Source organism: Enterococcus nangangensis, assembly GCF_005405245.1.
GTDB lineage: Bacteria > Bacillota > Bacilli > Lactobacillales > Enterococcaceae > Enterococcus_J > Enterococcus_J nangangensis.
In genome coordinates this window covers 1-18,033 of sequence record NZ_BJDR01000015.1, presented here as the reverse complement: position 1 = coordinate 18,033, position 18,033 = coordinate 1, and the positions used below count along the sequence as shown (strand labels likewise).

Annotated in this window: 17 protein-coding genes; 2 read left to right on the top strand and 15 right to left on the bottom strand. The window is 41.4% G+C overall.

From position 1 onward, the window contains the following. Window positions 1-18: 18 nt before the first annotated feature. The gene (locus FFM57_RS06115) at window positions 19-921 is read right to left on the bottom strand and encodes a glycosylasparaginase (RefSeq protein ID WP_137599648.1); all 903 of its coding nucleotides are present in this window, start codon (window positions 919-921) and stop codon (window positions 19-21) included. 160 nt (window positions 922-1,081) lie between these two features. On the opposite strand from FFM57_RS06115, the gene FFM57_RS06110 reads away from it, so the two are divergent. Further along, window positions 1,082-1,522: a hypothetical protein gene (locus FFM57_RS06110; RefSeq protein ID WP_137599647.1), complete on the top strand. Its 441-nt coding sequence runs from the start codon at window positions 1,082-1,084 to the stop codon at window positions 1,520-1,522. Between the two features lie 744 nt (window positions 1,523-2,266). On the opposite strand, the gene FFM57_RS06105 is transcribed toward FFM57_RS06110, so the two are convergent. The 14 genes from FFM57_RS06105 to FFM57_RS06045 all read right to left on the bottom strand — a co-directional run bounded on the left by FFM57_RS06105 (window position 2,267) and on the right by FFM57_RS06045 (window position 16,135). Beyond that, a complete protein-coding gene (locus FFM57_RS06105; RefSeq protein WP_137599646.1) occupies window positions 2,267-4,099 on the bottom strand; it encodes a DUF262 domain-containing protein in 1,833 nt (610 codons plus the stop codon). A gap of 18 nt (window positions 4,100-4,117) precedes the next feature. After that, window positions 4,118-5,116, bottom strand: coding sequence for a Fic family protein (locus FFM57_RS06100; protein WP_137599645.1), 999 nt, complete (start codon window positions 5,114-5,116; stop codon window positions 4,118-4,120). Window positions 5,117-5,385: 269 nt separating this feature from the next. Continuing rightward, a complete protein-coding gene (locus FFM57_RS06095; RefSeq protein ID WP_137599644.1) occupies window positions 5,386-6,678 on the bottom strand; it encodes an adenylosuccinate synthase in 1,293 nt (430 codons plus the stop codon). A gap of 171 nt (window positions 6,679-6,849) precedes the next feature. Next, the gene (dnaB, locus tag FFM57_RS06090; RefSeq protein WP_137599643.1) at window positions 6,850-8,217 is read right to left on the bottom strand and encodes a replicative DNA helicase; all 1,368 of its coding nucleotides are present in this window, start codon (window positions 8,215-8,217) and stop codon (window positions 6,850-6,852) included. Window positions 8,218-8,411: 194 nt separating this feature from the next. Then, window positions 8,412-9,806 carry an oxaloacetate decarboxylase subunit alpha gene (locus FFM57_RS06085; RefSeq protein WP_137599642.1) on the bottom strand — a complete coding sequence of 465 codons (1,395 nt, stop codon included), beginning with the start codon at window positions 9,804-9,806 and terminating at the stop codon, window positions 8,412-8,414. Window position 9,807: 1 nt separating this feature from the next. Further along, window positions 9,808-10,377 (bottom strand): citrate lyase holo-[acyl-carrier protein] synthase, encoded by a 570-nt coding sequence (gene citX, locus FFM57_RS06080; protein ID WP_137599641.1) that lies wholly within the window; start codon window positions 10,375-10,377, stop codon window positions 9,808-9,810. Beyond that, the gene (gene citF, locus FFM57_RS06075) at window positions 10,343-11,875 is read right to left on the bottom strand and encodes a citrate lyase subunit alpha (protein WP_137599640.1); all 1,533 of its coding nucleotides are present in this window, start codon (window positions 11,873-11,875) and stop codon (window positions 10,343-10,345) included. Before citF ends, citX begins: the two co-directional genes overlap by 35 nt. Before the next feature lie 2 nt (window positions 11,876-11,877). Then, window positions 11,878-12,765, bottom strand: coding sequence for a citrate (pro-3S)-lyase subunit beta (gene citE, locus FFM57_RS06070; RefSeq protein WP_137599639.1), 888 nt, complete (start codon window positions 12,763-12,765; stop codon window positions 11,878-11,880). Then, entirely contained in the window at window positions 12,753-13,061 is a 309-nt protein-coding gene (gene citD / locus FFM57_RS06065; RefSeq protein ID WP_137599638.1) for a citrate lyase acyl carrier protein, read from the bottom strand. Before citD ends, citE begins: the two co-directional genes overlap by 13 nt. Before the next feature lie 11 nt (window positions 13,062-13,072). Next, window positions 13,073-14,068 (bottom strand): [citrate (pro-3S)-lyase] ligase, encoded by a 996-nt coding sequence (citC, locus tag FFM57_RS06060; protein ID WP_137599637.1) that lies wholly within the window; start codon window positions 14,066-14,068, stop codon window positions 13,073-13,075. A gap of 9 nt (window positions 14,069-14,077) precedes the next feature. After that, complete coding sequence (locus FFM57_RS10040) at window positions 14,078-14,212, bottom strand: OadG-related small transporter subunit (RefSeq protein WP_281275734.1); 135 nt, start codon at window positions 14,210-14,212, stop codon at window positions 14,078-14,080. 34 nt (window positions 14,213-14,246) lie between these two features. Further along, window positions 14,247-15,362 carry a sodium ion-translocating decarboxylase subunit beta gene (locus tag FFM57_RS06055; RefSeq protein WP_137599636.1) on the bottom strand — a complete coding sequence of 372 codons (1,116 nt, stop codon included), beginning with the start codon at window positions 15,360-15,362 and terminating at the stop codon, window positions 14,247-14,249. Between the two features lie 19 nt (window positions 15,363-15,381). Continuing rightward, window positions 15,382-15,786: an acetyl-CoA carboxylase biotin carboxyl carrier protein subunit gene (locus tag FFM57_RS06050; protein WP_137599635.1), complete on the bottom strand. Its 405-nt coding sequence runs from the start codon at window positions 15,784-15,786 to the stop codon at window positions 15,382-15,384. A 13-nt stretch (window positions 15,787-15,799) separates the two neighbouring features. Next, a complete protein-coding gene (locus FFM57_RS06045) occupies window positions 15,800-16,135 on the bottom strand; it encodes a cupin domain-containing protein (protein WP_137599634.1) in 336 nt (111 codons plus the stop codon). A gap of 376 nt (window positions 16,136-16,511) precedes the next feature. Between FFM57_RS06045 and FFM57_RS06040 the strand changes: the two genes are divergently transcribed. Continuing rightward, the gene (locus FFM57_RS06040; RefSeq protein WP_137599633.1) at window positions 16,512-17,861 is read left to right on the top strand and encodes a CitMHS family transporter; all 1,350 of its coding nucleotides are present in this window, start codon (window positions 16,512-16,514) and stop codon (window positions 17,859-17,861) included. The last annotated feature ends 172 nt before the right edge of the window (window positions 17,862-18,033 follow it).

The following is an 18,033-nucleotide window of genomic DNA, read 5'->3' as shown; positions in this document are numbered from 1 at the left end:
AAGGTCCTTACTTTTTTATTATTGCGCTTGAATGATGGTGCCGCCCTGATTATCAGGACGCGCGGTATAAAGTGTCACTTCTTGATTCACGTTCCCCACCACAAAAGTAAATTCCACGTTGGTAGCTACACCCCAATCACCAGTGTTATTCATGGCAATTAAGGAAAACGCTCCGGCTTTACCGTAACGTTTCGTCAGTTCCGCATCAAAGCTATAAACAGCTTCATCACACGCTGCTTGTGGCGTTAAGCCAGCCTTCATTAGGCGGACAATCTCGTAGGAAAGACAGCCCTTCATTAAATCTTCCCCGAGACCCGTGGCACACGCGCCCCCCACTTCAGCGTCCACATATAACCCAGAACCGGCAAGAGGCGAATCCCCCACCCGTCCAGGACGTTTCATAAAAAGACCTGAAGTTGAAGTGCCGGCCACCATGGAGCCTGTGTCATCCAAGCTCACCATCCCCACCGTATCGTGGCCGTCATAAGGACTGAGATTACTTTCCGCCATCGCCTTTAACCGTTCTTGGTAGGCTTGCGCCGCTTTTTCCGTCAGCATTTCCGTCATAGTAAAGCCCACTTCTTTAGCGTAGGCTGTGGCGCCGGCCCCCACTAAAAAGCTATTAAACTTTTCGTGACTTAACTTGCGGGCCACTTTGATGGGATTTTTCACGTCAGTAATGCCCGCTACGGCCCCTAGTTGAAAAGTATTACCATCCATGTAGGCCGAATCCATTTCCACCACGCCTTGCGCATTAGGCAACCCGCCATAACCCACCGATTGAAAAGTCGGTTCATCTTCCACCGCACAAATTGCTTTTTCTAAAGCATCCGCAGCGGTACCTGAATTTTTCAAGTGGGCTAACCCCTTTTGTAAGCCATCATAAGCCATTTCCCACGTCGCAATCATGCCATATGTCATTTATCTTACCCCATTTCTCTTGTCGTGTTCATCATAGCAAATTGTCTCCCACTTAAAAAGAATTTCTCTTGATGAAACCGTTTTCTTTACAATTTAAACATGATACACTAACCTTGTAGTCCTGCTCTGTCGTGCGTTCCCGTAAGTTTGGAGGTCCATCATGAAAAAGAAAACTTTTTACATCCTCGTCTTTGCTATCTTGGCGTTTAATCTCGTCCTCTTGGCTAGCTCCTTACGTTTGCGCCGCCAATTACCCACAACAAAGAATACCGCCACGGCGGCAGTGACGATTAACCTCGCGACTTTAGAAGAGGAACTGCGCCAACTTACCCAAGCCCCCACTGACCAAACTCGCGTCAGTGTTACCGCCTACGACGGTCGCAAAATTTTTGGCGTCTTTACATATCAAGACCAAGACACCTGCCAAAGCTATCTGTTCCGCGGCGAATATTGGTCAGACGGTAGCGTCACCCAACTGAAAACCTTAGCTGCCGACGCTGATTACAGCGCATTTATTCCTGAAGCGACAGTAAATGAATTATTTCAAGAACAACTGAGTGCGTTTGTTGCAGGAAACCAAGAGGCGTTGGCGGGGGAATAGTTTGAAGTTGTTAGCGAATAGAAGCGAACATAAAAAAGAAAAAAGTCTTTCCGGAAAACCTAGAAGTCTCCCTTGTCGCAGCTACTTGCTTTTCAAAATTGCCCTTGCTATAATTCAGGTGTAGGGAAAAGACATTTGGGGTGTCTCTTCCAGTTTCTACATGGCAATGGCCGAGTGCGACTCTAAAGATTACTCTTTAGGGTCTTTTTTTAGTTCATGGGCGATTTCAATCATCAACTTAATGATGATTAAAATGTGCCAAATGCTTTCCAGCATTTTTAGAACCTTTCCCGCTTCCCGGCGATTCTTTCATTGGCATCCGCCTCCTTCAGCACCAACTTTTCTAGAATTCGTTGATTGTTGCTTCGGAGGTGACCAAAGTCCATGTGAACTACACCTGAACGATAGCAAGGACATCATTTTGTCCTCTTACAAAGAAGATACGCAAAAGATTCTGAAATGCCCTCTATTAAAATAATTTTTAGGCGGATTACTATTTTTACGTTTACCCAACTATCCGGAAAAATTTAACCATATGAAAAGAGGTACAAGCACTGTCAAAACAGCCTTTGTACCCCTTCAAAAAATTATAATTCCTTAATTGTAAAAAAAGCGGTGAACGAATTCACCGCTTTTAAGTGCGCTCCGCAAAGCAACACCGCTATTAGTAATGACAGTATACCATTGATAAGCAATTAAACCTATACAACTAATTACAAAAAATTTCAAAGCTTCAACGCAGTACTACTTCTTATTATCATACATCACTAAAAATTGTTGACGCGTCTCATTGCTATCTTCTTTGCGAAATATCTCCATAAACTTTTGATAATCTTCACGATTTTTTTCTGGGATAGGAATCAGCTGCGGTTGTACTACATCCGTTTGATTTAGCCCCCAACTACTTAATAGCGCAAATAATTCATCAGAAATTCTAATATCTCGTTCTCGAATATCACTTAAGCCCCAATCTTGATGGCTTTTGGATAATTCTAACAAAATAGTAACAGTTGACTGCTCATAACTAGCTTGCTTCTTAGCAAAGTAACCATTGGAGGCTACAATATTCAATTTCTTTTCAAAGGGAATCTTATTGCCAATATGCTCCACAATTTCTTTTACTTCTTCATCTGAACTTGTCGAAAAGTAACTATTTTGCCACTTTTGCGGTAAAATGTGCTCAATTTCCCACTTTTCAGGCAATAACTTTTCTTGATGTTGATAAGCCAATATTTTTAAAATCATCCGTACCGTATTGCGATGGGCATCTTTAATTTTTTCTTTTAACTGTTGCTCGTTAATCCTACTAAAATCAAATTTCGGTGTGGGGGATTTCATAATTTCGGCGTTGAGATTTAAAATACCCCCTTTAACTGCATTAATTGTAGGGGTAACAATGTATCTTGCCGCCAAAACAGCCAGTAAACGCTGTAAAAATTTCAAAAAGTTATTCTCAAAATCTGATTGTTGATGATATTTCAAGTAATAATTCACTACTGGATATTTCCAAAATTCATTAGGATAGGAATCCAAAGCATCTAAAGCTTGTCTAATGGCCATATTTTGAGACCAAGACTGATTTTCGATTTCAATTTTATTATTCACTACAATCCAAAGGTTAAGAATCGTACTTAAATCATCTAAGACTTCTTCTTGGTATAATTTTTCAAAATTGTTTTTGGAATAATACTTACGAATACCTGGAGTAGTAGTTTTGCGGTCGTTTTCTAATGCGCGCAAGTAAAACATATAATAATAAAAGAGTTTTTGAATACTTTCACCAACATCCGTAGCATCTTCATCTAGTTGTTGCCACTTTTCAATAAAAATTTTCTTTTCAGCTTGGGGCAAATGATTATAAATTTTAGCTTTAAAAATATCTGCATCTGAAAGAGCTAAACCACGATCATTTAACGTCGAAAAAATCGTTAAAGCAGTATCCTGTGAATCTGCCGTGATAGGGAGCATTATCGCTTTATTTAAAACATTGTTAATGAAGTAGTAAAAGGCGATAGGATCTTTTGCAGCGTATGTTTCTAACAGTTGTTGAAAAAGTTGGTAATTTTTTGTGTAGTTACTACAAGAGTTTGGATTGATGGAACCTGTCTGTAAAATTTCACTGAACTCTGTGTTCCCTTCATTCCCCATTACGCGTGAGCTGATTAGAACTTTATCTTGTTTTACTTCGCCAGTTAAATTATCTTGTTCCCATAATGCCGGCTCCATTTGACTTCTTAAATAAATAGCTTTCTTTTCTGTGCTTTGCTCCAATTTGACATACAATGCTCGCAACAATAAAAACAATGAAGTAATTCTTTGTTGACCATCGATAATTTCTTGCTCACCCTTTTCATTCTCATAAGCAACAATTGCCCCTAAAAAGTAAGTGCCTCTATCATTTTCGTTGTTTTCACTATTATTTTCTGTAAACTCTACTAAATCATCAAAGAGCGTCTGTGTCTGCTCTTCAGTCCAAGCATAAGGCCGTTGGTATTCAGGAATGACAAATTTACTTCTTTTCCCAGTTTCTAACAGTTGTTTCACACTTTTTTTATTTACTTCAATGGATGTCGCCATATTTATACTCCTATCTAATTATTCACTTTTTTTCAAAGAATACGTCCGATCTTTGTTCCCGCCATGAGCTTCCAAAAGACCTAAAGAAACAAAACTAGCTAAATACTTGCGAACTGTTGCCGCTGATTTGCCAAGAAGTTTAACTGCTGTGGCAGTTTGAATCTGCTCGTGCTCTAATAAATATTTTCTCAACAAAGGATAAGCTTGACCAGCAGCTCCTGTTAATCCTATTGGAATTTCTACTGCCGCTTTTGCTATGGGTAACACACTTGTTTGATAAGTTTGCAGTGTCTCCAGAATAATGGCTAACATAAATTCAATAAATATATTTGATTCATTCTCTTGGTCAGCAAATCCCAGTGTCTCATAGTATTCTTTCTGATGTTCATAAATCATCGTTTCAACCGGGAGCCAAGCAAATATTGGATGCCAGTTGGCAAGAATAACCGTTTGCCATAGTCTACCCATCCGACCATTACCGTCAGCAAAAGGATGAATCGTTTCAATTTCATAATGAAAAACACAACTTTTAATAATTTCTGGCGTATCATCTGTTACTCCCCATTGAAACAAGTCCGTCATTAAGTTGCCGACAAATTGCGGGCGTGCACCCATATGAACAACATTCCCGTAATCATCGAAAATACCCACGTCCTTTTGCCGATATTGCCCCGCTTCCTGAACAATACCCGTAGTTAACAGGGAATGAGCTTTTAAAAAGTCCTCTTGACGATAAGGATTGAAAGTTAAAATTTCTTCGTAAGCATCATAAGCATTTTTTACTTCCCGAATTTCTTTAGGATTCCCTAGTACACGTTTTCCAGCAATAATAGCCGTCACCTGTTCTAAAGAGAGAGAATTTGCTTCAATAGCTAACGAAGAGTGAATCGATTGAATTCGATTTTCTTTTCGCAACTTTAAATTGCGTTCCACTTGAAATTCTAAATTACCGATAACTTTAGAAATTTCCACAACTTTATTCAACATGTTATTGGTAATAGAAAATGGTGGCTTCATCTTTTTCTCCTAGGTTTTTCTTTTTATTATACGCTAAAAATAAATTTATCGCTCATTTTCAAGCGATAAACGAGCGATAAATGAGCGATAAATTTTATATTTGGTGCATTCACTTTTAACCGTTTGCAATTCCAGACGATTAAAAATAAACTTGCTTGGTTCCCGATAAAATTCAGTTGTTGCCAAAATGGAAACAACTGAACATTTTCATCAAAAAACCTCCCCCAGCCACAAAAGCTAGGGGAGGTCTTCCTGTTAACAATGAAAAATTAAATTTGTGCCCAAACACTTTCTAAGACATTAGTTTGGGTCCGGTCTGGTCCTACTGAGAAAGTAGAGATGCGGACGTTGACTAATTCAGAAATGCGATGCACGTAATTGCGAGCATTTTCTGGTAGCTCGGCTAATGTTTTACATTGGGTAATATCTTCCGTCCAACCAGGAAGTTCTTCGTACACTGGTTTGCAACGGGAAAGTTCTTTTAAGCTGGCTGGATAATGGTAAATCAATTCACCATCTAAATCGTAAGCTGTACAAATTTTTACCGTTTCAAGACCGGTTAAAACATCAATGGAGTTTAAAGATAAGTTAGTAATGCCTGACACGCGTTTCGAGTGGCGCATCACGACCGTGTCAAACCACCCTACTCGACGAGGGCGACCAGTTGTAGTGCCGTATTCATGTCCCACTTCGCGAATTTGGTGACCGACTTCGTCAAACAATTCAGTTGGGAATGGTCCATCGCCAACCCGGCTGGTGTATGCTTTACATACGCCGACAACTTTATTAATTTTAGAAGGACCGACACCACTACCAATCGTCACACCACCAGCAACGGGGTTAGAAGACGTTACAAAAGGATAAGTTCCTTGGTCGATATCCAACATTACTCCTTGTGCTCCTTCAAACAAGACGCGTTTGCCGTTGTCTAAAGCATCATTCAAAATAACGGAAGTATCCGTCACATATTTTTTAATTTCTTGACCATAAGCGTAGTATTCTTCAAAAATGTCATCGAATGCTAATGGTGCATGGTCGTACATCCGCATAAAGATGCGATTTTTTTCCGCCAAGTTGGTTTTTAAGCGTTCTTCAAAGATTTCTCGATCTAATAAGTCAGCAATCCGAATCCCCACGCGAGCAGCTTTATCCATGTACGCTGGTCCGATGCCTTTAATAGTAGTCCCGATCTTTTGGTCCCCTTTGGCATCTTCTTGCAATTGATCCAACAAAATATGGTAAGGCAAAATAACGTGGGCGCGATCGGAAATCCGCAAATTGTCCGTCACCACACCATGATCGTGTAAATAATTTAATTCTGTCACTAAGGATTTTGGATTCACCACGACGCCATTACCAATGACGCTAATTTTTTCTTTGTAAAAAATCCCAGAAGGAATCAAATGCAACTTGTACGTTACGCCATCAAAACGAATCGTGTGACCGGCGTTGTCCCCTCCTTGATAACGAGCGATAACTTCGGCATTTTCACTTAAGAAATCCGTAATTTTTCCTTTTCCTTCATCGCCCCACTGCGTTCCTACTACAACCACTGAAGACATATGATTGACACCTCTTTTTAATTAGTCAATAACCCTATCCATTCTAACAAGGTTTTAGCAAAAGGGCAACTAAAATTCGAATGTTAGCTTTTTAAAAGTTTTTTTTATTATTAAAACACGAACAATATAGCTTGTTGTCAAAAAATAAAGCGAAAGAAACGAATTCTTTCGCTAATTCTCCATCATATTGGAAATGGAGGAAAATTTATTAAATTCCTTCAGGAAAAGCAGTTCCACTGTACCGCGGGCACCGCTCCGGTTCTTTTCAATAATGACTTCCACGATATTGTCACGGCCTTCGTGTTCGTTGTCATCATCGTCGCCACCTTCCCGCTCATAGTAATCGTCCCGATATAAAAAGGCAACGATATCGGCATCTTGTTCGATGGATCCGGATTCCCGAATATCAGAAAGGACTGGACGTTTATCTTGTCGCTGTTCCACACCCCGGGAAAGCTGGGATAAGGCAATTACCGGCACTTTTAATTCTTTGGCTAATTTTTTTAATTGGCGGGAAATTTCCGAGACTTCTTGTTGGCGATTCTCGCGTCCGGTGCCTTCAATCAGCTGCAAGTAGTCAATTAAAATTAAGCCCAGATTACCTTTTTCTTGGGCCAGCTTGCGGCATTTGGCGCGAATCTCGGTAATTTTAATGCCTGGCGTATCATCAATATAAATATTGGCCCGGGACAAACTCCCCATGGCGATAATTAAATTTTGCCATTCCGCTTCTGAAAGTTGGCCCGTCCGCAAGTGGCTAGCGTCAATAGAACCTTCCGCACATAACATCCGGTTGACGAGGGATTCAGCCCCCATTTCCAGACTAAAGATGGCGACAGCTTTGTCGGTTTTAGTCCCGACGTTTTGGGCGATATTTAAGGCAAAAGCCGTTTTCCCTACTGCCGGACGAGCGGCTAAAATAATCAGCTCTTCTGGTTGTAAGCCGGCGGTCATTTTATCGAGGGCCGGATAACCGGTGGCTAAACCGGTGATTTCTTCGTTATTTTGGTAAAGTTGGTCGATGTTGGCAATCGCTTCGTTTAAAACATCAGCAATGGCTAAAAAGCCGCTGCGATTTCTTTTTTCAGAGACTTGGAGAATACTGCGTTCCGCCTCGTCTAAAATCGCCGTGACATCTTCTCCTTGTTCAAAGCCTTGGGTCACAATATTGGTGGCCGTTTGGATTAAGTTCCGCAAAAGGGATTTTTCTTCCACAATTTTAGCGTAGTAGACAATGTTGGCTGCCGTGGGGACCGCTAAAGCTAGTTCTGACAAATAGCTTAAACCGCCGGCATCTTCTAAGACGTTATCTTGTTCCAACTGGTTTTTCACCGTCACAATGTCGATGGCTTGATTATATTCGTTTAAGCTGAGCATGCTTTGGAAAATTAAACGGTGACTGCGTTTGTAAAAGTCATCCGCTGTGAGATATTCTTGGGCTTCCACCAAACGATCCGCATCTAAAAAAATTGAACCTAAGACGGCTTGTTCCGCTTCAATATTTTGCGGTGGGATGCGTTCTTGTAAAGCTTCGTTCATTTTGGTGGCCCTCCTCTTTTAAACTTTTCTTTCTCTATTGTATATAAAACGTGCTAAAACTACAACGCCTTTTGCCTTTGTAAATGAAACTTCATCTTTGTAAACAAACTATCGGCAGCCGAAAATGAACCGCTAAAACAAAAGTAGGAATCCTCCTGGCAAACTCAGGACAATTCCTACTTTTTAAATTTTCTTTATGCTAAATCTAATTTAACCGATACTTTTTGCACCGGTACGTCGTAAAATGGATCTTCCCGTCGTCCTAAGAAATCTTTGGCTTGTTGTGGGAACAAAGCGTACATTAAGACATCTTCTTCGCTTCTGGCATATTGTTTAATTTCTTCCCGGAATTTTGGTAATTGCGGGGCGATTAAATCAGCCGGACGGACAGTAATCACTTCATCGTTGCCGATAATTTTTTCCCGCAGCACAGGATCAATTGGTGCTGGGGATTTTCCGTAAAAGCCGCGGACATAATCTTTAATTTCCATGGGAATTAATTTGTAACGTTCGCCGGAGATGACGTTCATTAAAGATTGGGTTCCCACCATTTGGGAAAGTGGGGTTACCAGTGGCGGATAACCAAGGTCAGCCCGCACTTTTGGCACTTCTTTTAAGACTTCTTCGTACTTATCTTCTAAGCCTTGTTCTTTTAATTGGCTTAAGAGGTTGGAAAGCATGCCGCCCGGTACTTGATAAATTAAAGCTTTAGGTTCAGTGTCTTTAACTTTCGGATTCAATTTGCCTTCATTGCGGAATTTATCCCGCACTTGGTTAAAATGTTCGGCAACTAAGGAAACTTTATCCATATTAAGCCCGGTATCATAGCCTAAACCTTCTAAAGCTAAAGCCACAGATTCCGTTGCTGGTTGACTCGTCCCACCGGAAAAAGAAGAAATCGCCGTATCGATAATATCAGCGCCAGCTTCCACAACTTTTAAGTAAGTCATTTCTGAAATACCAGCGGTGGCATGGGTATGGACTTCTAAAGGTAAGTCTGTTGCATCTTTAATCCGGCTCACTAATTCAAAACCAGTGGCTGGCGTTAAAACGCCGGCCATATCTTTGATACAAATGGAATCGGCTCCTAAAGCAGCCATTTCTTTGGCTAATTGCGCAAAGTATTGCGGCGTATGAATTTTAGAGGTGGTATAAGAGATGGCGGTTTGACAGTGGCCGCCAGCTTCTTTAGCGGTGGTGATGGCGGTTTGTAAGTTGCGAACGTCATTTAACGCATCAAAAACACGAATGACGTCAATCCCATTTTGAATGGATTTTTCCACAAAGTCCCGCACCACGTCATCAGCATAGTGTTTGTAGCCTAAAAGGTTTTGTCCTCGTAACAGCATTTGTAACTTAGAATTTTTAACGATTTTCCGTATTTGACGAAGTCGTTCCCAAGGGTCTTCATCTAAGAAACGGATGCAGGAGTCAAAGGTGGCGCCCCCCCACATTTCTAAGGAGTAATATCCCGCCTCATCCATGGTTTTTAAAATAGGCAACATATCTGAAGTAGGCATTCGAGTGGCGATTTGGCTTTGTTGACCATCGCGAAGAACTGTTTCCATGAAACGTATTTTTTTTGCCATGTTAGTTTTTTCCTTTATTAATTATTTCTGCAATTTTTCCTTGCATTTCTAAAACGGAATGTCGGCGGGCACGACCGCAAACTTTCGCGTCTTCCTCACAAATCAGGCAGCGCCGGGGAGCAAAGCCAATCGCAGTACGACTTAGCCCCGTCACTTGACCATCTTTTAAAAATAAAACATCTAAATCAAAGAGCCGCCCGTAAGGATGGTTGCTCTCAATGGCAATCATTTTTTCTTTTAAAGTTACCGGATCTAAATTTAAAACGGCAAAACATTCTGATCCCGTCTTTTTCGCTAAAATTTCTTTCCGCACCAAGACGTCTTCCCCTAAGTTGCGAAAGACTTCCCGCAACAAAGAGAAAAAGACTTCGGTTAAAACAGGAGAATTTTTAATTGCACCAGGAATATTCATGGTGGCACACAGGAGACTAGCGCCAGGAGCCGCTGTCGTTAGTAACGCCAGCTGTTTAGCACTACGGTTCTCCCGGGCCATCATCATGTCACTTAAATTTACCGGGGTGCCTTGGAAAACATCCTTAGACATTTTTAACAACGTCAATAATGGAGCCATCACGGTATTCAATTAAAGCGACAACTTTATCGCCGTATTGAATTGGATTTGGCCGACCAACGATGCTGTAAGCTTTTTCTTTTAATTCTTCAATGGTAAATTGTGGCACGTCTAATTTCTTGAAGGCTTCCACTAAATCAGGACGGTTCGGGTTGATGGCTACCCCAAGTTCAGTAACTACCACATCCACACTAGTCCCTGGTGTAACCACGGTATTGACTTGTTCCACAACAGTGGCAATCCGACCACGAACAAGAGGCGCAATCACCATGGACATCTTGCAGGCAAAACTTGTGTCAGAGTGACCACCAGAAGCGCCCCGAATCACGCCATCAGAACCGGTAATGACATTGACGTTGTAGTCAGTGTCGATTTCTAGGGCAGACAAGATTGCGATATCCAATTGGTTAATAGCTGAACCTTTGCTTAATGGTGAAGCGTACATGTTGGCGTCAATTTCATAGTGGTTTTTATTTTCCCCTAAAGAAATAGCGGAAGGATGGTCAAAGTCTTGCACGTCTAATAATTTTTCTACGAGACCTTCTTCTAACAATTCCACCATAGCGTTGGTAATCCCGCCAAGAGCGAAGTTGGCTTTAATGCCATCTTTAATCATGGATTCTCTTAAGAAACGAGAAACAGCTAAGGAAGCGCCACCCGTCCCTGTTTGGAAAGAGAAGCCTTCTTTGTAGTAAGGAGAAGCAGTAATCACTTTGGCTGCATATTCAGCGATCACTAATTCTTTCGGATTTTTAGTGAAACGGGTTGCTCCTTTGGCAATCCCATTTGGGTCACCAATGGCATCAACAGTTACTACATAATCGACATCTGTTTGCGGAATAGAAATTGGTGTGTTAGGGAATGGTACTAAGTGGTCCGTAATAATGACTACTTGATCAGCATATTTAGCATCAATCATGGCATAACCTAAAGAACCACAAGTGGCGTTACCCACAACCCCATTGGAGTTACCGTATTCATCAGCACTTGGGGCGCCTAAGAAAGCCACGTCAATGTGAATGTCGCCAGCAGCAATGGCCCGCGCGCGGCCACCATGAGAACGAATCACCACGGGATTTTCCATAATGCCTTCAGAAATAGCGGCACCGACTTTATCCCGTAAACCAGAAGAAGTGATGTTAGTAATCACGCCTTGTTTGATGTAATCAATAATCGGTTCATGAACGTTAGCGATAGAACTTGGGGCAATGGAAATATTTTTAATCCCCATTTTCGCAATTTCTGCTAAGACCATGTTCATGACAAAGTCACCTTCACGGAAATGATGGTGGAAGGAAATGGTCATGCCGTCTTTTAAGCCGGTTTTCACAATAGCATCATGAATGCTGTTTAATAATTTAGAATCTTGCGGTTTCACAGGGTGAACTTTCCGACTAGCTTCTTGATAATCTTTAATATGTGCTAATTCGCCTTCATAAACGCCATATTCATCAGCGTATGTTTGGGGAATTTCTCTACCTACTTTGTTTAAGACCATGATTACAAATCCTCCTCTGTGATTAATTTGGCAGCTTTAGCTAAAGCAATCACCCGTTCTGCCCGTTCCACAATTGGTTTATCCACCATTTTTCCTTTTAAGGAAATCACGCCGGAACCTTTTGCTTCGGCTTCCCGAATTGCCCAAATAACTTCTTTAGCGTTTTGAATTTCTTTTTCTGTTGGCGCATAAATTGCATTTACTAAAGGAATTTGGCGCGGATTAATCACGGATTTACCGTCAAAGCCTAATTGTTTAATCATGGTAACTTCAGCTTTAAAGCCTTCTGGATTATTTACATCAGAGTAGACCGTATCAATAGCGGCAATGCCAGCAGCCCGAGCAGCGTGTAAAATCATACTACGAGCAAAGAATAATTCTTGGCCGTCAGGGAAACGACGGGTTTTCATGTTAGTAACGTAATCTTCAGCTCCTAAAGCAATCCCGATTAAGCGGTCAGAAGCCGTAGCAATATCCCGGGCATTTAAAACGCCGACAGCTGATTCAATCGCCGCCATCATATGGGTGGTGCCCACTGGAATATTGTTTTCTTTTTCAACTTTAGTAATCACTTCATCCACGTCGACAATATCTTGAGCCGTTTCCGTTTTTGGTAAACGAATCACGTTTACGCCAGCTAAAACCATGGCTTCAACATCTTGTGCGCCACCAGCTTCTAAAGCATTAATGCGGACCACGGTTTCTACTGAGCTGTAATCAAAAGTCCGTAAAGCAAAATGAACTAAAGCGCGGGCGGAATCTTTTTCTTTTAACGATACAGCATCTTCTAAATCAAACATAATGGAGTCAGCGCCGTACAAGGTAGCATCCCGTAACATAGCAGCATTAGCACCTGGTACAAACATCATTGTTCTTCTTAAGCGTTCCATGAGTCAATCTCCTTCCAAGCAAAAGCTTCTTGGCCGCAAGCGCGGTAAGCAGCCGTAATCGTGCGGGCTTGAATGGTGCAATCTAAAGCACCTTTATCGACAGCCGTAACTTTAACAGCTTTCAATCCTAATTTGGTTAAAGTTGCGGTAATCAAGGCCCGAATTTGCGGACCGTATTGTTTTTCCACGCTACTATCTAAAGAAATGGCAATTTCTTCTTGGGAATTTGGTTCAATGGTAATCATGATATCGCTAGATTCAACTGTTCCAGCGACGGCAGTTTGTTTAATTTCCACTTTCTTCACCTCTAAATTTTATTTTGATTCTTCATATAATCAAAAGTTGTCGGTGGCAATAAGCTTTGTAAAAGCTCGAGATTCTCTTCTTTCATTGCTTGGCGAACTTTTGTTGCACTAATGACTCCCCCGTTGATTTCTTTCCGCGGTAGGATTTTTAAAACTGGCGACCCTTGAAAAACTGCCGCCATGGCCTGGTTATAGACTTCCGTTACTGGTGAAAGAGGCTCACTCCCCACGTAGCGACGAGTAATATTTAACACCGGCACAATTTTTTCTTTAAACAAAGTCGCATCCAAAGTGGCTTGCTCCTTGGCTTTGGCTAAATCGGCGTGTTCCTTTAAAAAGTAATCGGGAAAAGTAGAGCTAGAAACTAGGTAATCGGCTGTTTCTAAAACGGTAACGTTGGCCAGGTCAGCCACGCCAGCTTTCACCATCGCCACCCGATCTTCCGTGGAAAATAAGGAACGATCTTCGGATAAAACAAAGACGTAGACGTGATTATTTTCCGCAGCGGCCGTTTCCACCAAGTAGCGGTGCCCTTTGGTAAAAGGGTTAGCATTCATGACGATGGCTGCATTTGCCCCTGATTGACGCAGAGCCTGTAACTTTTCTAGATAGCTCTTAAAGTCCGGACTTCCTTGTTCCATAAACAACACATTTTGGGTGGCGACAATTTTCTTAAAACCCAAAGACTGGAAGAAAATTTCATTTTTCGGTTTCGTATAAACGAAGCTATGCAATTGGTTTTCTTCCCGCAAACGTTCTTGTAAAGCGGTCATCACTTGCGTTAATAAGTTTTCTTGCTGATACTTTTGACAGACAATGACACATTTAATGATGTTTCCTAAAAGTGAGCCCGTGGCAATCAAGGTGTCCTCATGAAAAATCCCCACCGTATAATCGACGGTTTCATTGGCACTTAAACCACCTTGTTGCAAAAGCTCTGACCATTTGGCCCGCATCGCGGCGTCTTTGTCCAACCATAATCTTTTTAAAGGATACATAGGATTCACCTACTTTTGCGCTTTATGCGCCGGGAAAAACTTCGTTAGTAACATGGAAGTGATGTAGATAATTCCTAAAACTAGGAATACGCCACCCCAACCAAAGAGTAATAATCGAAAAGCTGTGAGTAAGTCTTCTGACATTGTGGTTCCTCCTTTGATTTTATCTAGACTTTCATTACGCTAAGAAGGAAAGCAATAAGCCCCCAGCGATAACTGAAGCAATTTGACCCGCGACGTTAGCGCCAGCGGCATGCATCAAGATAAAGTTTTGCGGATCTTCTTCAGTGGCCATTTTTTGAATAACCCGACTAGACATTGGGAAAGCAGAAATACCGGCCGCCCCAATCATTGGGTTGATTTTTTCTTTGCGGAAAAGATTTAAGAATTTCGCAAACAAGACGCCACCCACAGAGTCCATCACAAAGGCCACTAAACCAAGACCGATAACCATTAAAGTATCTAATTGTAAAAATTCGTTGGCTTGCATCCGGACGGAAATAGAAATTCCTAGTAAAATACTAATGATGTTGACTAATTCATTTTGCGCTGTTACAGATAAACGGTCTAACACACCACATTCCCGTAATAAGTTCCCAAACATTAAGAAACCAACTAACGGTAAGGAAACAGGGGCAATTAAACCAGCTACAACTGAAATGACAATTGGAAATAAAATTTTTGCTGTTTGGGAAACTTCCCCAGCTCGGTAATTCATGCGAATTTTCCGTTCGTGTTTCGTAGTTACCATGCGAATTGCTGGTGGCTGAATAATCGGCACTAACGCCATATAAGAGTATGCCGCCACCATGATAGCCCCCATGTATTTGGAATTTAAGGTGTTGGCCACAAAGATGGACGTTGGACCATCAGCCGCTCCGATAATCCCAATAGAAGCCGCATCATTTAAATCAAAGCCTAGTAAGACAGCGGCGATAATCGTAAAGAAAATCCCAAACTGCGCGGCCGCCCCAAACAATAGTAAGAAAGGATTTTGTAATAGCGGACCAAAGTCAATCATGGCCCCAATCCCGATGAATAAAAGTAATGGGAATAACTCAGTCGTAATCCCGGCATCAAACAACACTTGGAAAGGACCCGCTTCACCCCCGGCTGATAACACGCCGGAATTTGGGAAGTTCACTAAAATCGTTCCTAGCCCCATGGGTACTAATAAAGTTGGTTCATATTCCTTTTTAATTCCTAAATACATTAAGACGCAACCAATGACCATCATGACGATGCGGCCTGGTTCTTCACCTAAACCAATAACACCTTGTACTAAAGTATCCAATCCATGCACTTCCTTTTCTTTATTGAATAGTAATTAAAGGATCCCCTGGGTTCACCATGGCTCCTTTGTCAACGTGAATGCCCACTACGGTACCGTCTGTTGGCGCAACGATTTCGTTTTCCATCTTCATGGCTTCTAAAATCATCACCGGTTGGTTTTTCTTCACGGCATCCCCGGGGTTCACGAGGATTTTTAAAATAGTCCCGGGCATTGGGGCAGTTAAAGCATCACTACCGGCAGGAGCTGAAGCCACTGGTGCAGCTGGCGTTTCGGCAGGAGCCGCAGGAGCTGGTGTTGGGGCAGCCACCGGTGCGGCAGCTACTGGTGCTTGAGGGGTGACGGGTGCTTGGGGAACGCCGCCAATTTCTTCCATCTCCACTAAATATTCTTGACCGTCAATGCTAATTTTGAATTTACGTAACATGAGAAGTCCTCCATTAATTGATTTTTTTTAAAATTCTTTTCACTACAAGTTGGTTGTCTTCAGCAACTTCGCTAGCCAAGCTAGCAGCGATAATGGCCACTGTTTTTGCTTCTGGGTTGCGTTTTAAAATCTTTTTCACTACGAATTGACTGTCAGGATGATCCCCGGCTGCAACAGCTGTAGCAATGACACTAACCAGGCGGTATTCTTCCGGGTCAGCGGCGATAAAGCCAGCAAGTTCAGCCCAGTCTTTTTCTGCCGGTGCGGCACTAGCCGTGACTTCCACCGACGGACTGGTGACTTCTTCCTTATGGTCAGCTTTCTTGAAAAATCTACTAAAAATACCCAAGAGTCTGCTCCTTTCTTTATTTTTATTGTCAACTCTATTATAAAGTCCTTTCAAATTTTTTTAACAATAAAAAAGTTTTTAAATTGTTCTTTTTTTATTTTTGAACTTCTTGAAAAAAAGATTATTTTTTTGAAAAAGTGCAATCTCGCCAATTAAATAATTTGCTTATAAATTATTCACAATTTATTAACAATTGCTAAATTTTAATGTTTTTTTGTTGTTCTTAATGCCCAAAAGGAATAGTCAAAGTTACGAGAATTAGCTATTCTACCATTGAAAGCGATACCGCTACCTGACAAAAAATATTAGCAGCAATTTTTTTTTCTGGGGCAGTAACGTCAAAAAAAATTCTTTTAAACAAGAAAGGAAGGCCTTTATGTTACTTACTATTTTATCTTACTTGATGATTATCGTCTTCATGTTTGTCATCATGAAAAAGAAAATGTCACCACTAACAGCTTTAGTTATTATTCCAATGGTCTTTACCATTATTGCCATGCTGTTCGGCGTTTCCGCCAAAGGGAATATTGGAGATTTCGTTTTAGATGGTGTTGCCACCACCGCGAACACCGGGATTATGTTACTCTTTGCGATTCTCTACTTCTCCATCATGTTAGATGCTGGTTTATTCGATCCAATTACTAATAAAATGATTCACTTTGCTAAAGGGGATCCAATGAAAGTTTTGATGGCTACGGCCATTGTTGCTGCTGCTGTTTCTTTAAACGGTGATGGAACCACCACGACTTTAATTTGCTGTTCTGCTTTTATTCCAATTTATAAAAAATTAGACATGAAACTCATGAACTTAGCCGTCTTGGTTATTTTACAAAATACTATCATGAACTTGTTACCTTGGGGCGGACCAACAGCCCGAGCTATGAGTGTGTTGAATGTTGATGCTGATATCTTAACTTACTTATTACCAGGGATGATTATTTCCATCCTTTACGTTATCCTCGTTGTTGCCCGTAGCATGGGTAAAAAAGAACGCGCTCGTTTAGGAATTAAAGAATTAACCGACGCTGAAATTGATGAAATGACCACTGTGGTTGATCCTGATACTTTAGCCATTCGTCGGCCAAAGAACTTTATCTTTAATGGCGTCTTAACCATTGTTTTAATCGCTTGGTTAGTTGCTAGTTCCTTTATTAGTGCCATCGCTGTTCCTCCTCTGCTTTTATTCTTAGTAGGTACTTGTATCGCTTTAATCTTCAACTATCCAGTCTTAAAAGATCAATCAGCTCGGATTGGGGCTAACGGTGGAGACGCCGTGCAAGTGGTTATCTTAGTGTTCGCTGCTGGGGTCTTCATGGGCTTTTTCCAAGGTTCCGGAATGGCTGACGCTTTAGCACAAAGCTTCACCACAATTATTCCTAAACAATTAGCCGGCTTCTGGGGCTTAATTATCGCCTTGATTTCCGCACCAGGGACTTTCTTCTTATCTAACGATGGATTTTACTATGGTGTGTTACCAGTCTTAGCTGAAGCTGGGAAACAATACGGCTTCACGAATATGCAAATGGCTTTAGCTTCTGTTATGGGTCAAGCCTTCCACTTATTAAGCCCATTAGTTGCCTTCATCTACTTGTTATTACGTTTAACAGGTTTAGATATGGGTAAATGGCAAAGAGAAACGGCTAAATATGCGATTGTGGTTTTCATCATCTTCGTAGTAACCGTCATGGTCTTTGGTCACTTACCTTTATACATTCCGCAAAACTAAACAAGCAATCTTTAAAACGGGCAGTAGGTTGCGACCTACTGCCCGTTTTTTTTATCGTGAAAAATTTTTTAGTGCCGAAGCACGATTTTTTTTAATGTCAAGCGAAAGGGAAATTGTCCCAAAATGTGGCCCCTCATTTGTCTCAAAAGTTTTTCAAACTTTCTATACAAAT

What these genes read in the sequence shown, in the direction of transcription:
- FFM57_RS06115 (WP_137599648.1), bottom strand. Translation starts at nt 921, where the DNA reads ATGACATATGGCATGATTGCGACGTGGGAAATGGCTTATGATGGCTTA.
- FFM57_RS06110 (WP_137599647.1), top strand. Translation starts at nt 1,082, where the DNA reads ATGAAAAAGAAAACTTTTTACATCCTCGTCTTTGCTATCTTGGCGTTT.
- FFM57_RS06105 (WP_137599646.1), bottom strand. Translation starts at nt 4,099, where the DNA reads ATGGCGACATCCATTGAAGTAAATAAAAAAAGTGTGAAACAACTGTTA.
- FFM57_RS06100 (WP_137599645.1), bottom strand. Translation starts at nt 5,116, where the DNA reads ATGAAGCCACCATTTTCTATTACCAATAACATGTTGAATAAAGTTGTG.
- FFM57_RS06095 (WP_137599644.1), bottom strand. Translation starts at nt 6,678, where the DNA reads ATGTCTTCAGTGGTTGTAGTAGGAACGCAGTGGGGCGATGAAGGAAAA.
- dnaB (WP_137599643.1), bottom strand. Translation starts at nt 8,217, where the DNA reads ATGAACGAAGCTTTACAAGAACGCATCCCACCGCAAAATATTGAAGCG.
- FFM57_RS06085 (WP_137599642.1), bottom strand. Translation starts at nt 9,806, where the DNA reads ATGGCAAAAAAAATACGTTTCATGGAAACAGTTCTTCGCGATGGTCAA.
- citX (WP_137599641.1), bottom strand. Translation starts at nt 10,377, where the DNA reads ATGGCTCCATTATTGACGTTGTTAAAAATGTCTAAGGATGTTTTCCAA.
- citF (WP_137599640.1), bottom strand. Translation starts at nt 11,875, where the DNA reads ATGGTCTTAAACAAAGTAGGTAGAGAAATTCCCCAAACATACGCTGAT.
- citE (WP_137599639.1), bottom strand. Translation starts at nt 12,765, where the DNA reads ATGGAACGCTTAAGAAGAACAATGATGTTTGTACCAGGTGCTAATGCT.
- citC (WP_137599637.1), bottom strand. Translation starts at nt 14,068, where the DNA reads ATGTATCCTTTAAAAAGATTATGGTTGGACAAAGACGCCGCGATGCGG.
- FFM57_RS10040 (WP_281275734.1), bottom strand. Translation starts at nt 14,212, where the DNA reads ATGTCAGAAGACTTACTCACAGCTTTTCGATTATTACTCTTTGGTTGG.
- FFM57_RS06050 (WP_137599635.1), bottom strand. Translation starts at nt 15,786, where the DNA reads ATGTTACGTAAATTCAAAATTAGCATTGACGGTCAAGAATATTTAGTG.
- FFM57_RS06040 (WP_137599633.1), top strand. Translation starts at nt 16,512, where the DNA reads ATGTTACTTACTATTTTATCTTACTTGATGATTATCGTCTTCATGTTT.